This window comes from Mucilaginibacter aquaedulcis (genome assembly GCF_030409325.1).
Lineage (GTDB): Bacteria > Bacteroidota > Bacteroidia > Sphingobacteriales > Sphingobacteriaceae > Mucilaginibacter > Mucilaginibacter aquaedulcis.
In genome coordinates this window covers 589,895-604,467 of record NZ_JAUFPR010000002.1, presented here as the reverse complement: position 1 = coordinate 604,467, position 14,573 = coordinate 589,895, and the positions used below count along the sequence as shown (strand labels likewise).

Here is a 14,573-nt window from a genome sequence, read left to right as displayed (position 1 = left end):
GCCAGTCTTAATTAGGAGTTTCAAATACATATACTTGTAACATATTGGAAATATTTATGGGTTAAATTGTACAATATTCATTTTCATACTGCAAACACAAAAGGGCCGCTAATAGCGGCCCTTTTGTGTTTGCAGAGAGTTTTATCCTTTTAATTTACATCAAACCAAAGTTTGGTTGTTAGCACATCTGCACCCTGATGAGAAACAGCAGATGTGTAATTTGTACCATTAAGCGATTGTTCTTTTCCGGGATAAATAAGACGAACAGGCATTTTGCCGTTTAATGCTCCCGCAACTGCTGGTTGCAATTGAGGATAATCAAGTCTGCGCCATTCGGCAAATGCCTCCAGGCCCTGACCAAAAAGAGCTATCCATTTTTGGTTTCCAATTGATTTCCGGAAATCTGATGCGTCATATTTCACCGCTGCAGAAGCAGTATAAGTAGCCACATCAGCATCGGCAACACCATATTGTTTTAATGATGCCTGTACCGCCTGATTATACAGGTCGGCCGCATTTTCCGCTGTAAAACCCCTTGCTGCGGCCTCTGCACGGTCAAATAATACTTCTGCATAACTAATGATCACAGCCGGGGCGTGTGGTACAAGGAAATAAGTTCCCGGTTTTGAAGTTTTGCTAAAACCGAGGTTGCTGGCATCACCAACTAATAAACCATTTGGTATACCTACATAAGTTTGTGGAGTAGCATCTTTTGTAGGGCTCGCATAAATAGGAAGGCGAGGGTCTTTTAATTCAAATAATTTATCAACTATAGTTTTGCTGATCCTGTAGTCATCACGAGTGTCAAATAAATTACTGATCGGATTTTGGTTTGGCGAATCGAGATACACCAATTGTGCTATCTCGCTATTTGAACTGATATATCCGCTTCCTTCAGCCTGAATATCGGCTAATACCTGTTTAGCTTTTTCAGGTTCGCGATCGGCAATGCGAAGCGCAATTCGTAATCTTAATGAATTAGCAAATTTTTTCCAAAGCCCAATATTGTTGCTGTAAATAACATCGCCTAAGATTGCCTTACCAGCCGGATCAAGAGACGCCTGTGCTGCTTTCAGATCATCAAGCAGTGCAAAATAAATGTCTCTTTGCGCATCATAAGCAGGCGTCAAGAATTGTTCAATATTGGATGCTTGTTTATAAGGCACATCCCCATACTGGTCGGTAAGCAATGCAAATGTCCATGAGCGTAGTACCAGTGCCACACCCTTATAATTGGGGTTTGATTGAGCATCGGCTATGGAAATGATCTTATTCAGGTTAACTATACTTTTAGAATAGGCAACAGTCCACAATTCCTGAAATGAGGTATTGGTATAAATATACCTGTCGGGATCTGTATATTGAATTTTGGCCCAATACTGTACAAAAAGCAAGCTGGCATCCATATTATTGGCAATTCCCCAATAGGTATCCGCTGTATTTTTTATAGCTGCAGTTAACAGGTAATCTGGCTGCGGATTTTGTGTTGCGTTAGGATTTTTATTAAGATCTGATAATTCTTTTTTGCATGATGTAGCTACAGATAATAATAATGTACCCGATAGCAATATAGATATGTATTTCAGTTTCATGATGATTAAAATTTAAGGTTAACATTAAAACCAATGTTACGTACAGTTGGCAGGGTAAGATCTTCTAATCCCTGACCATTACCTGTATTAAAAGCAGTTTCAGGATCAATATTCGGTACATTTTTGTGGATAAGTAGCAAATTGCGGCCTACCACAGCGAAGCTGGCACCCTGGAAACCGATGCTTTTTGCCCATTTTTGAGGTACAGTATAGCCCAGTTTTATTTCCCTTAATTTAACATAGGATGCGCTGTAAACAAATGGTTCATCGGCATTGGTAAGTGCTTTGTAATAAGATTGTGCAGAGATGATAGTTGTATTTTTACTGCCGTCAGCCTTTACACCATTATAAATAATACCATCATGATTAACTGTTTCGCCATTAGGGCCTACTGCCCCAGTTGCCGGAATAGCGGTTGATCCGGAATTATAATAACTTAAACCACCATTAGCAGTACCACGGCCTGGTAAAGTTGATGCCAGTATACCTGTATAGGTACCGGTAGAATTTGTTCCTGAATATACAGAGCCACCAATGTGCGCATCAATCAATACACTTAAGTTAATGCCTTTATAGGTAAAGCTGTTATTGATGCTGCCTAACCAATTTGGAGTGTATTTGCCCAGGTATTGTATAGTAGGATTAACAGCTGGTGTGCCATCTTCATTAACAATGACCTGACCGCTTGCATTTCGCTGGAAAGTCGTACCATAAATAGAACCATATGGCTTACCTAATGCCGCTAATACCTGAACAGTACCGTCAGAACCTAACAAATAGCTTTGTAATCTGCCATCACCATCCAGAGAAACAACTTTACTCTTGTTACGTGAATAATTTACATTAATATCCCAGGTGAAATCTTTAATTTTTACTGGAGTTAAGCCTAATTGCACCTCCAATCCTTTGTTATTAATTGTGCCGCCATTGATCAGCTTTTGACTAAATCCTGTACTTTGACTTACGTCGACACTTATGATCTGGTTAACGCTGTTGGTATTGTAAACACTTGCATCCAAATGTACCCTGTCGTTAAAAAAGCCAACTTCAAAGCCTGCTTCAGCTGAGGTAGTGGTTTCGGGTTTTAAATTGGGATTAAGATCAATGCTGTTAGCACTTTGTTGCGGATTTGTACCGAAAGGAGCAGTAAAGGCATATGTGTTTAATAGCATATAAGGGTCGGTATCTTTACCTACTTTAGACCAACCACCGCGCAGCTTTAGATAGCTCAATATATCGCTTTTGATATCCAGCGCTTCTGATAATACTAAACTTCCGTTAACTGAAGGGTAGAAGTAAGATAGACTTGCTCTTGGTAGTGTAGACGACCAATCGTTACGGGCCGTAAGATTTAAAAATGCATAATTTCTGAACCCGATCTGTCCAGAGGCAAAATAGCTGTACCTTTTAGATTTTGCGTAATTGCTTGATGATAAAAGTGGATCGCGCGAATTGCTTAAAGTATACAAACCCCTTACTGCTAATTTAGGTGCTTTCTGGTCATGATCTTCTAATACGTTCACCCTTATATTTCCGCCTAATAACGCATCGATAGAGAAATCATCATTTAACTTTTTGGTGTATTGCAAACGGCCTTCGGTGTTTGTTTCTGTAACATCGTAAGCATCTTCCTCATAAGAACCAAACGGGGTGCCATTAGTACCGTAGGCTATTTTGATCTTACGACGGTCGTTATAATAATCTGTACCTGTGCGGAAATTTGCCGATAATCCATCGATGATCTTATAATTTAATTCCGCGCTTCCTATAAAACGGTTTTTTGTTTGACCAACCGTATTTTCATAAGCCATAAAGTACGGGTTACTATAATAGCTGTTGTTCCAGTTAAAGGTATTGCCATTGGCATCCAAATATTTTTTTAACTGGCTTACATCCACCTGACGACCAAACCACGTAAACTGAAGCATAGTACTGGTAGCCCTTTTACCACCTGAACCAGGCAAATTCGCTGCATCGTCTTTAATATAATTAGCAATGGTGGTTAAGGTTAACTTAGGGGTAAGCTTATAAGTAGCATTCAATATAAATGAGTTACGGCCTTGTTCTGAGTTTGGAATAACTCCGGTTTGGTGCAGATTATTATAGCCAAATCTGAAGTCATATTTATCACCCGAGCTTGCCAATGAAACTCCATTGTTTAGCGTAACTCCTGTTCCAAAAAAGCTTTTTACATTATCAGGATGGGCAATAAATGGCACAGCTTTACCACCTGAATTAAATTGAGGGATAAGTGCGCCGTCCAAAGCAGGGCCCCAGCTTTCGTCAACACCATCATTTATACCGCCGCCTTTACCATCAACGTAGCTGAATTTACCATTTGAACCCTGGCCATATTCATTTTGATATTTAGGTAAACCTAAAAGATTAGAAAATGAGGTATTGGAGTTAACCGTAATGCCTAATCCTTTAGAACCTTTTCCGCTTTTAGTTTTAATTAAGATAACACCATTTGCTGCGCGTGAGCCGTATAAAGCGGCGGCATTAGGCCCCTTAAGTACAGTAAGAGATTCAATATCTTCAGAATTAAGATCAGAGATAGCATTGGCGAAGTCTCTTGAACCACCAGTTCCTAAAAACTGGCTGTTATCAACCGGTAAGCCATCAACCACAAATAATGGCTGGTTATTTCCTGCAAGAGATGTTTCACCGCGAATAATGATGCGGGATGATCCCATATCGCCCTGGCTACTGGTAATATTTACACCTGCAATTTTTCCCGTTATAGCATTTACCAGATTAGTTTCCTTTGCCTCAGATATATCTTTTGATTTTAATCCTTGTACAGCATAGCCCAATGATTTTTTATCTTTAGATATATTTAAGGCTGTAATTACAACCTCATTTAAAGAATTTGAAGCCCCTTCAAGTACTATTTTAAGCGCCTGTTCATTTTTAGTGACGGGAATTTCGAGGGTGGTAAAACCAATATAAGAGATTCTTAATATGTCGTTTACTTTGGCACTAATGGAAAAATTCCCATTGATATCGGATTGTACACCTGTTGTAGTACCTTTAATAGCAATGGTTACACCCGGTAGTGACAGCCCGTCGGACTTGGCGGTTACCACACCGCTTATTTTAACAGATTGCGCCGCAACTGTTTGAATGAAAATAAATGGCAACAGAATTGCCAATAACAATTTGTAATTTTTAAACATGGTAATAGATCGTTAAATGATTATTGATAACCAAATACAGGATTTAAAAGACGATCAGTTAATAGTGGCTGGTGATTACAAATACATCCGGCTGTATTCAATGTCTTATAAATGTTGTAAAGGCTTTTGATTGTTGAATTTGTTGTGTTAGAAACTGTAGAAAGCACAGTTACACACAACCTATCTATCAGCAACAATACATGCCTTGCATACAGGCAACCGGAGAGTTAAATGTAATAAAGATTGTAGACGAATAAGAGGTAGAAGAATTTGTGTTAAAGTTTGTACTTTTTGTTTTCATGTACTGATTATATTAATATTAGCTAAGTGTTCAGGCATTTATGTATCAGTAAATAAGATACGGTGAATAGGATGAACACTAATTATAAACGCTTAATTAATCAGAATAGAGAGGAGGGGATTGCAATAATTACAATTGGAGAATATGTGGTATCATCATTATCTTTTCTGCCCAACAGCAGATAGGAATTAGCACCTTTATAACATTGTACAGGTTGCTAAGACATCACAGGGCCTTTCCCTCAGTCTTTCTGGATAATTAAGTAAAATAAAGAACGATTTCTGCTGCAAACATAATAATAATTCTATCAATTCTATAGACATTATATTAATTTAATTATTAAAACGATTAAGTAAATAATTGAGCTATTTTTTCAATAAATCAGCCTAAAAATTAGAGATTTGTTGTTGGTCTGTTTTTTTAGATCATTAACCAATTATTTTCTGCTTATTATGCAATTTAAACGGAGCTTTTATCTGTTAGGATTACTAACTCTTTTTTACGGAAATGCTAATGCCCAAAATGCTGCCTCCAAAAAACAACTTGAGGAAGTTGATTATGTAAACCCGATTATAGGTACTGCTGTTAAAGGCTTTAGCGAGGGTTTGTTGGAAGGTAATGGTGGTGGTGGCACCATGCCTTGTGTTAATGTACCATTTGCCATGACCAATTTTGTTGCGCAAACCCGTGAAAACAAAATGAGCTATATGGTTTATCAATATGAAGATAATTCGGTTATTGGATTCACGGCCAGCCATCAGCCTACAGTGTGGATGGGCGACTATGGCTATGTTTCTGTTATGCCCCAGGTGGGCAAGTTGCGAGTTTTGCCTAAAGAAAGATTATTGACCTTTAACCATGCAGATGAAGTTGCTAAGCCGTACTATTACTCTGTAAAGTTAAAAACGACTGAGGCCACTAAGATAAAGGCCGAGATTGCCGGGGCGAATACTTGCGGCATGTTCAGGTTTACATTCCCTAAGGCAGATCAGGCTCACATTATTATTCAGGGAATTAATCTTAATCCTGCACTTACCGATTGGGCTAATGATTATACAGTAAGATTGAAAAAGTTAAAGGGGTATGTGCATGTAGATACCGTAAATAATGAAATAACTGGCTATAATCCCGACAGGCAATCGGCACAGCTTGGCCCGGAGTTAAAGAACTTCAAAGGCTATTTTGTAATCAAATTCAACAAACAGATAAAAAAATTCGGAACCTGGGATAAGCAGGTGATCAATAAAGGCAGCCGTGAACAATACGGAACCCGTATGGGAGCATTTATCTCTTTCCGCACCAAAGCTAACGATGAGGTTAGGGTTGTAGTAGCTACATCTTTTATAAGCATTGACCAGGCAAGGGAAAATCTTAGAAAGGAAATACCTGATTGGGATTTTGACAAGGTAGTTCAAAACACTCGCGCTAAATGGCAACAAGCTTTACAATCTATCCAGGTAAGTGGAGTTACTAAAGAGCAAAAAACTATATTCTACACGGCCCTGTTTCATACCATGTTATTTCCAAGGCAGTTTTCAGAGTACGGAAAATATTATAGCGCCTTTGATGATAAGGTACACAAAGGTGAATCATACAATGATTATTCGCTTTGGGATACCTTTAGAGCATTGCATCCTCTGCTAACATTGACCCAGCCTCAGCGGGTTGATGGTATGGTGCAATCTTTATTACAAATGTACCAGGAGGGAGGATGGATGCCCATGTGGCCAAATCCAACTTATACTAATATTATGATAGGCACACATGGTGATGCTGTTGTTGCCGACGCTTTTGTAAAAGGATTTCATGGTTTTGATACTAAATTAGCTTACGAGGCACTGCACAAGGATTCATACGATGCTCCGGACGGTGATACTCATAAGAAATGGGGCGATCGTGATTTATGGACAAGCTTTGAAGCTCGCGGCGGACTTACCAATTATCATAAATTAGGTTATATACCGGTTGATAAAACCCGTGAATCGGTATCACGTACCATTGAATATTCTTTGGATGATTATTGTGTTGCTCAGGTAGCCAAAGGTTTAGGGAAAGAAGATGATTATAAACAGCTGATGGCCTGGAGTAAAAATTATGAGAACGTTTATAACAAAGCAACAGGATTTATGGCTCCCCGTAATGCTGATGGTCACTTCTCAGCCAAACCAGATTCCGGTTTTACTGAAGGTACCAAGTGGACCTATACATTCGGTGCCATGCATGACGTGCCAGGAATGATCAAACTCATGGGTGGCGAAAAAGCATTTGCCGCTAAACTAAATCAAAATTTTACCGGTGGGCATTACCATGCTGATAATGAACCAGGGCACCATTATTTGTATCTGTTCAATTATTGCGGGATGCCATGGAAAACACAGGAGCTTGTTCGTGAACATACATCATCTCAAAATTTCAGAAATGCTGCGGTTGGTATCAATGGTAATGATGATTGTGGCCAAACGTCGGCGTGGTACATTTTTAACGTTATGGGCTTTTATCCGGTATCGCCTGCATCAGGTGTATACAGCATAGGTGCACCACAATTTCCTAACATGGTACTGAATTTGCCTCATGGTAAAAAGCTTATTATAAAAGCAACAGATCTTTCAGCCAAAAACAAATATGTAAAAGAAGTAACATTTAATGGCAAGTCAATAAAGAACTTTGAGATCTCTCATCAGGAAATTATTGAAGGCGGAACACTTGCATTCACCATGACAAGTACCCCTCAAAAATAATTGAAAATTTAAAATCAGTCAGGGATTCGTGTTGAATTCCTGACTATCAATTTTGAAGGTAAAATAATGTTTTCTTTCTCAAGTTGGATAGGTTTGCCTGTTAAATGACCAAACAATAGCTCCGCGGCTTTTCGGCCCATTTCGTAGGCAGGCTGCAGGATGGTTGTAAGCGAAGGGTTAAGAATTGATGCAGTGATCTGATTTGTAAAGCAAACTACTTTAATATCATTGGGGATATTTAATTTTAACTCTTCACAAGCCAAATAGGTAGTTGTGGCCAGATGCTCAACTGTAGCTATAATACCATCAGGCTTTACTTTTTGAATATGCTCTTTTAAAACCTCAATATTTTCATTAGTATACTTGTTTGAGCAACTGATACTATTAGCGTCATTTGCTTCAATATCTCTCTCGGCCAAAGCTTTTTTATAACCCTCTTCCCGTGCCTGTAAAATAGAAGGATAACCTTCAATGGTAACCAATGATATATTTTTACACCCCTGATCAAGCAGATGGCTTGTAGCCATGTAGGCGCTGTTAAAATCGTCAGTTTTTATCTTAGCGGTAGGTATATCTTCGCATACTCTGTCAAAAAATACAATGGGAACACCGGCCTGTTGCAGGTCTTGGATATGGCTTATGTCTTCGGTGTTACTGGCTACAGACATTAAAATACCATCAACCCGACCACTGGTTAAATCATTAAACATTTGTTTTTCACGCTCATAGCTGTCGTGAGTTAAATATATTAATGCATGATATTTCTCAAGATCAACTATCGTTTCAATCCCGTTAATAGCCTGGCTAAAAAAGCTGTCCGCAATTTCCGGAATCACGATAGCAATAGTATTGCTTGACCTTTTGCGCAAACTGCTGGCATAAGGATTTGGCACATAATGCAATAACCTGGCGGTTTCAATAACACGTTGTTTGGTATCATCGCCAATATCATGGCTATCCCTAAGTGCTTTTGAGATGGTTGCAATAGATACATTTAACACTTTTGCAAGTGTTTTCATGTTAACTTTATTACTTTTTGATCCGTCGGTCATTGATTATGAAGTTTTTCAATTACAGCTTTATGCATTTGTTTTAAAGCGTTGGTTTTGCATTGGTTTATGGCCACAAAAGTTTAGCAATATAGCAAAAAATAGAGTTTTGAAAGTTCCTGAAAAGCCTTAGCTAATTATGCGAATTTAGGTAAACGTTTAAGCAAATAAATCCATTCATTTTGATGAATTTAATTATAAAAATGGACAAATTTGTATAGTACAGCTATAAAAGCTGGCTATAAAGGAATGTTTACCAATTATATCCTTTTAAATTAAACATCATGAGCAAGACTATAGGAACACCAGAACAGGGCCCTTTAAATTCCATAGAAGAATGGGAAGATGATCTATTGGTTAGATACCCGGATGCGGATTCAATAGCCGCCGGACGCGATACCGAAGCTTACCGAAATTACGAAGCTACTACAAAAGATAGTGTGCGTGAGTTTTACCGCTTGCAGCACATTAATCAAACTTATGATTTTGTATTGGAGAAAAAACAGCAATACTTATCATTCGATAAAAAGGAAATGTCTGTATGGGACGCTTTTGATTTTCTTAATCAACTGGTTGATGATTCAGACCCTGATACCGACCTTGACCAGCTACAGCACCTGCTGCAAACTTCGGAAGCGATTCGTGCCGATGGGCGGCCAGACTGGATGGTGCTCACCGGATTATTCCATGATCTTGGCAAAGTGTTATGTCTTTTCGGCGAACCGCAATGGGCTGTTGTAGGAGATAGCTATCCTGTAGGATGTGCTTTTTCTGACAAAATTGTTTACTCCGAATATTTTAAGGACAATAAGGATCATCATGACCCACGCTATAACACTAAATACGGTGCTTATGAGCCTAACTGTGGTTTAGAGAACGTACATATGACCTGGGGGCATGATGAGTATATTTATCACATGATGAAGCCTTACTTGCCAGAACAGGCATTGTATATGCTTCGTTACCACTCGTTTTATCCTCAACACAGGGAAAAGGCCTACAGTCATTTAATGACACCGCATGATCATGAGTTGTTTAAAGCTGTTGATCTGTTTAATCCTTATGACTTGTACTCCAAGAGCCCTGTACCACCAGATTGGAAAAAACTTCGCCCTTATTATGAGGATCTTGTTGCTAAGTACCTGCCTTCAACATTGAAGTTTTAAGCAAGATTTTTTAATACCCTGATATACATTGCCGCACGAGCATAAATTTTCGTGCGGCATTGCCAATTCATTTTATTTCATAGATTTGAAAAATTGAACCGGCCCTGAAAATTATTGGCCTAAATTTCCTATTGCAAAAAAATACACATGCTGAAACACATTTCCCTGGCCGATCTCCTGGTCTTTTTTTTCTATTTTATTGTAGTTGCGTGTTACGGATATTACATCTACCGTCGTAAAAAAAATGAAACAAATAGCAGTTCGCATAGCTTTTTCCTGGCCGAAGGATCACTTACCTGGTGGGCTATAGGTGCATCCATCATCGCATCCAACATTTCTGCAGAACAATTTATAGGCATGAGCGGCGATGGCTTTTTTGCCGGTATTGCCGTAGCTGTATATGAATGGGTAGGGGCAGCGGCATTGATTATTGTAGCTGTGTTTTTTATGCCTGTTTATATTAAAAATAAAATATTTACCATGCCGCAGTTTCTGCAAGACAGGTATAATAGTGGTGTAGCGTTGGTAATGTCTATTTTTTGGTTGTTTTTATATGTGTTTATTAATCTTACCGCTATATTATATCTTGGCGCATTAGCTATTAATGGTTTGCTCGGTGGAGCATATTTTCATGAAATAATGATAGGCCTTGCCGTATTCGGGGTAATTATTGCCTTGGGTGGTATGCAGGTAGTAGGTTACACCGATGTTATACAGGTTGGGGTATTAATTGTTGGTGGTTTAGCTATCACATATCTTTCACTTACCATAGTAAGCGAAAAATTTGGTTTCGGAACTAATGTGCTAACTGGGTTTAATCTACTGCTGAAAGATGCACCTGATCATTTCCACCTGATATTTAAAAAACCAAGTCCCGGAGCACCAACAGAAACCATAAGTAAATATCTGATCTTACCAGGCTTTGCTATGTATGTGTCCGGACAGTGGATCAGTAATTTAAATTATTGGGGATGTAATCAATACATTACCCAGCGTGCGTTAGGAGCCAATATTACCACGGCCCGTACCGGTATTTTATTTGCCAGTTTGCTAAAGATACTTATGCCGGTTATTGTTATGCTGCCAGGAATTGTAGCCTTTGTATTACATAAACATGGCCATTTACCGCAATTGGGTAGTGCTGGTAAAGATGGAGCTTATTCAGCCATATTATCATTTTTACCTTCAGGGCTAAAGGGGCTGTCGCTTGCTGTTTTAACCGCAGCCATAGTTGCCTCTATTGCCGGGAAGGTTAATAGCATAGCAACTATTTTTACTTTAGATATTTATAAAAAATACGTTAACAGGGATGCTGGTGAGCGTAAAATGGTTTGGACAGGCAGGCTTGCAATTATCGCCAGCTTACTAATAGCTGTTGCTTTTACCTGGCATGATGTTTTAGGTATAGGAAGTGCAGGTGGATATACATTTGTACAAAAGTATTCAAGTTTTGTAAGCCCAGGAGTGATAGCTACTTTCTTATTAGGTATGTTCTGGAAACGTACCACAGCAGAGGCCGCTATAATCGGGATATTAACCGGCTTTGCTTCATCTGTATTTTTTAATCAATTTGCTGTACCTGTTTTCGGCCCCGAAACATGGTTGTATTCTGCTTTTCGCAACCCGGCCGGTGTATATGAAATACCATTCTTTATCTCATTAAGCTGGTCGTTCCTGATCACATTCATTGTAATGATCCTGATAAGTTTAAGAGGAACTGTAATAAATGCTAAAGCTATAGTAATTGAAGGTTCTATGTTTAAACTGAAGCCATCATCTGTTATATTAATAGCTGTAATTCTGATATTTCTATCAGCTATCTATATCCGGTTCTGGTAACTTGAAAATTAGTTTTATCAGCAAATATAAGAGCCTGTAAATAAAATTACAGGCTCTTTTTGGTTTGGTGAATTTTGTGTTGTGAGAGCGAACAATAATATCGATCACTGTTTATTATTGCATTGATTATAAGTTATTTGGATAATATATATCAGAATATCGCATTTATTACACAATTAACTTAAATCTTATTTGCAGGGTTAGGATTTACGGATAAACTATGCTTAAATTTATCATATATAACCACCAAATCATAAACTTATATTTTACCTAACCCTCTTATTTAATTGCAGATCACATGGAAACAAACACCTTCTCCAAATTTACAGCCGAACTCTTTGGTACACTCGTATTAGTTTTAATGGGCTGCGGTAGTGCAGTAATCGCAGGGCCTAATGGCACATCGGGCGTGGGCTTTTTAGGCATATCTTTCGCTTTTGGTTTATCTGTTGTGGCAATGGCCTATGCTATAGGGCATATATCGGGTTGCCATATTAACCCTGCTATTTCAATAGGCATGGTGTTAGCCGGTCGTATGAAGACAAGCGAAGCCGTAATTTACATTATTGCCCAGGTATTGGGTGCAATTGCAGGGGCAGGCATATTATTGCTTATTGCTTCCGGAAAGGATGGTTACAGCGTTGCTGCCAATGGTTTAGGGCAAAACGGTTATGACGCCCTTTCTCCGGCTCATTATAACCTGTTAGCAGGTTTTGTGGCCGAAACTGTTTTTACGTTCATATTTCTGTTTGTGATTTTTGGTTCTACATCAACTAAAAACATACACGGCGGCTTTGCTGGTTTATCAATTGGGTTAAGTCTTGTGCTGATTCACATTGTAGGTATTCCTGTAACAGGAGTGTCTGTTAATCCTGCCAGAAGTATCGGCCCAGCATTACTGGTTGGTGGTGCAGCTGTTAGCCAATTATGGTTATTTATTGCAGCACCCATATTGGGTTCTGTTTTGAGTGCTGTAGTTTGGCGTTATGCATTGGAACGAAAATAAAAGTATGTATAAAAAAAGGGTGTTTATTATATAAACGCCCTTTTTTTTATGATGATAAGTTTTATTATGCCAATTAAAAATCATGATAGAAGTTTCGGAATGAACTTCTTAACCCGAAGGTGATTAGTGCGGTTTTATAATCACCATTGGCATTTTTTTCTTGTCTGTATAAGCCACTTAATTCTAATCGTAAATTATATTTTGGATTGATCAGGTAAGAAATAGTCCCTTCCGTATAATAAAGTTGAGTAGCTAAACCTTGTCCTATGTATGGAGATGTACCCGGCATAGGCGGATAAGTTTTGTAAATAGCCTTTCCATTGTTATCGGATCCAACAGCATCAAGGCCATATTTACCATAGTCAAACTGACCCTGAAAATCAAACCTGCCAAGCGAATAGTTGAGGATAGCCAAGTACTCTCTGAAGTTTGCACCAAACGGATGCGCGAGCGGATCGCCAAAAAAAGTGTACGCATTAAGCGGTTCAGTACTTGCATAAGTATATGGCTTAACAGCATTATACTCTATGAGATAGTTGAGCCGTTTAACCTTAAATATATCAGCTCCACGAATACCTACTTGAACACCATTTGTATTGTCCAGATTATTACCAGAAAAGAAATTGCTCGCTTTGAACCTATCGAGCATTAACTGCGCGTAAATAGCTGTTTTATCAAATATTTTGTATTTACCGGTAAAACCTACAAACACGTTATCCTTTGGTGAGGCTGATGGACCTAAAGAACTGGAGAATACGATAGGATTAATAAAGTTTATATCAAAACCGCGCCTGTTTCCTTGCGCATCTGCCTCTGGAGCTATGAATGCATTGAAGAAACCGAACGATAGTCGGTTATTTACATTCCAATCTAAATAATGGAACATGGCCCATTTACGACGGTAACTACCAAAGGTGTCAAATTTAGGTACCTGTTTGTCTTCCAAATAGGCCCAGCTCATCATGTATTGTAGTTTGCCAAAATTAGCTGTTAATCGCAATAGTGGCATGTTAGCTGCGTAATCAGACAAGAGCAATGACCGATAACCGTCGCCTACAAACATTTTGTCCTGACCTAAGGTAATGTTAAGTTGCTTGATGGGGGTGTAAGAAACTATTGCAGTAACGTACGACCAATCCTGGGTATTTTGAGCTAAACCATTATAATGACGAGCGTAAGCCTGTCCGGGTATAAAACCATTTGTGTTTACTACATTATTATAATAATCAGGAAATTTGGCCTGATCTTCAAAACCACTGGTGTAGAATGAAAACTTAGTACCAACCGTTCCGCCAAACTGAAAGCCACGTGCATTCAAATAAGTTGATCGCTTTGTACTAAAGTCCCTTCCTGCCTGTACGTCGGCTATGATATCACCATAAAAGGTGTAATCTTTAGTTTGCACATCAAACAAATGCTCATTAAATAATTTTCGGCTTAACCAGCTTTTACGTTCATCGCTTACACCAATGTTCATGACAGAATCATAGGTGTGTTTGATCAGCGTGTCGATAAGAAATGGACGCAGCGAAGTATGAAACGAGCTACTGGTACTATATATATCAGCATTAAATTTTTGATATAACTGATATGAGTTAGGTAGGTAAACAGATTGTGCTTTACTTAATTGAGCTGAAAGCATGATGATTACAGCTAAAGAGAATGCCTTTCTGAAACGAAAAAGGTAAATTTTTTGCATTTGA

General features: G+C 38.6%; 8 protein-coding genes and 1 riboswitch. Of the genes, 4 read left to right on the top strand and 4 right to left on the bottom strand.

Annotation, left to right across the window (positions count from 1 at the left end; genetic code table 11):
- Nucleotides 1–149 precede the first annotated feature (149 nt).
- Both QWZ01_RS07150 and QWZ01_RS07145 read right to left on the bottom strand, forming a co-directional pair.
- Entirely contained in the window at nucleotides 150–1,592 is a 1,443-nt protein-coding gene (locus QWZ01_RS07150; RefSeq protein WP_290322612.1) for a SusD/RagB family nutrient-binding outer membrane lipoprotein, read from the bottom strand.
- A gap of 5 nt (nucleotides 1,593–1,597) precedes the next feature.
- Nucleotides 1,598–4,771: a SusC/RagA family TonB-linked outer membrane protein gene (locus QWZ01_RS07145; protein WP_290322611.1), complete on the bottom strand. Its 3,174-nt coding sequence runs from the start codon at nucleotides 4,769–4,771 to the stop codon at nucleotides 1,598–1,600.
- 456 nt (nucleotides 4,772–5,227) lie between these two features.
- Nucleotides 5,228–5,333: riboswitch (SAM riboswitch) on the bottom strand.
- 191 nt (nucleotides 5,334–5,524) lie between these two features.
- On the opposite strand from QWZ01_RS07145, the gene QWZ01_RS07140 reads away from it, so the two are divergent.
- The gene (locus QWZ01_RS07140; RefSeq protein ID WP_290322610.1) at nucleotides 5,525–7,810 is read left to right on the top strand and encodes a GH92 family glycosyl hydrolase; all 2,286 of its coding nucleotides are present in this window, start codon (nucleotides 5,525–5,527) and stop codon (nucleotides 7,808–7,810) included.
- A 14-nt stretch (nucleotides 7,811–7,824) separates the two neighbouring features.
- On the opposite strand, the gene QWZ01_RS07135 is transcribed toward QWZ01_RS07140, so the two are convergent.
- Nucleotides 7,825–8,829: a LacI family DNA-binding transcriptional regulator gene (locus QWZ01_RS07135; protein ID WP_290322609.1), complete on the bottom strand. Its 1,005-nt coding sequence runs from the start codon at nucleotides 8,827–8,829 to the stop codon at nucleotides 7,825–7,827.
- Between the two features lie 314 nt (nucleotides 8,830–9,143).
- On the opposite strand from QWZ01_RS07135, the gene QWZ01_RS07130 reads away from it, so the two are divergent.
- The 3 genes from QWZ01_RS07130 to aqpZ all read left to right on the top strand — a co-directional run bounded on the left by QWZ01_RS07130 (nucleotide 9,144) and on the right by aqpZ (nucleotide 12,870).
- Entirely contained in the window at nucleotides 9,144–10,025 is an 882-nt protein-coding gene (locus tag QWZ01_RS07130) for an inositol oxygenase family protein (RefSeq protein ID WP_290322608.1), read from the top strand.
- Between the two features lie 147 nt (nucleotides 10,026–10,172).
- Nucleotides 10,173–11,864 carry a sodium:solute symporter family transporter gene (locus QWZ01_RS07125; protein WP_290322607.1) on the top strand — a complete coding sequence of 564 codons (1,692 nt, stop codon included), beginning with the start codon at nucleotides 10,173–10,175 and terminating at the stop codon, nucleotides 11,862–11,864.
- Nucleotides 11,865–12,162: 298 nt separating this feature from the next.
- Nucleotides 12,163–12,870: an aquaporin Z gene (aqpZ, locus tag QWZ01_RS07120; protein WP_290322606.1), complete on the top strand. Its 708-nt coding sequence runs from the start codon at nucleotides 12,163–12,165 to the stop codon at nucleotides 12,868–12,870.
- Nucleotides 12,871–12,943: 73 nt separating this feature from the next.
- Here aqpZ and QWZ01_RS07115 read toward each other — a convergent pair whose 3' ends face one another.
- Nucleotides 12,944–14,569 (bottom strand): gliding motility protein RemB, encoded by a 1,626-nt coding sequence (locus QWZ01_RS07115; RefSeq protein WP_290322605.1) that lies wholly within the window; start codon nucleotides 14,567–14,569, stop codon nucleotides 12,944–12,946.
- Between the last annotated feature and the right edge of the window lie 4 nt (nucleotides 14,570–14,573).

Bases quoted from the DNA above. Each gene is read 5' to 3' on its own strand.
- QWZ01_RS07150 (WP_290322612.1), bottom strand. From the start codon at position 1,592: ATGAAACTGAAATACATATCTATATTGCTATCGGGTACATTATTATTA.
- QWZ01_RS07145 (WP_290322611.1), bottom strand. From the start codon at position 4,771: ATGTTTAAAAATTACAAATTGTTATTGGCAATTCTGTTGCCATTTATT.
- QWZ01_RS07140 (WP_290322610.1), top strand. From the start codon at position 5,525: ATGCAATTTAAACGGAGCTTTTATCTGTTAGGATTACTAACTCTTTTT.
- QWZ01_RS07135 (WP_290322609.1), bottom strand. From the start codon at position 8,829: ATGAAAACACTTGCAAAAGTGTTAAATGTATCTATTGCAACCATCTCA.
- QWZ01_RS07130 (WP_290322608.1), top strand. From the start codon at position 9,144: ATGAGCAAGACTATAGGAACACCAGAACAGGGCCCTTTAAATTCCATA.
- QWZ01_RS07125 (WP_290322607.1), top strand. From the start codon at position 10,173: ATGCTGAAACACATTTCCCTGGCCGATCTCCTGGTCTTTTTTTTCTAT.
- aqpZ (WP_290322606.1), top strand. From the start codon at position 12,163: ATGGAAACAAACACCTTCTCCAAATTTACAGCCGAACTCTTTGGTACA.
- QWZ01_RS07115 (WP_290322605.1), bottom strand. From the start codon at position 14,569: ATGCAAAAAATTTACCTTTTTCGTTTCAGAAAGGCATTCTCTTTAGCT.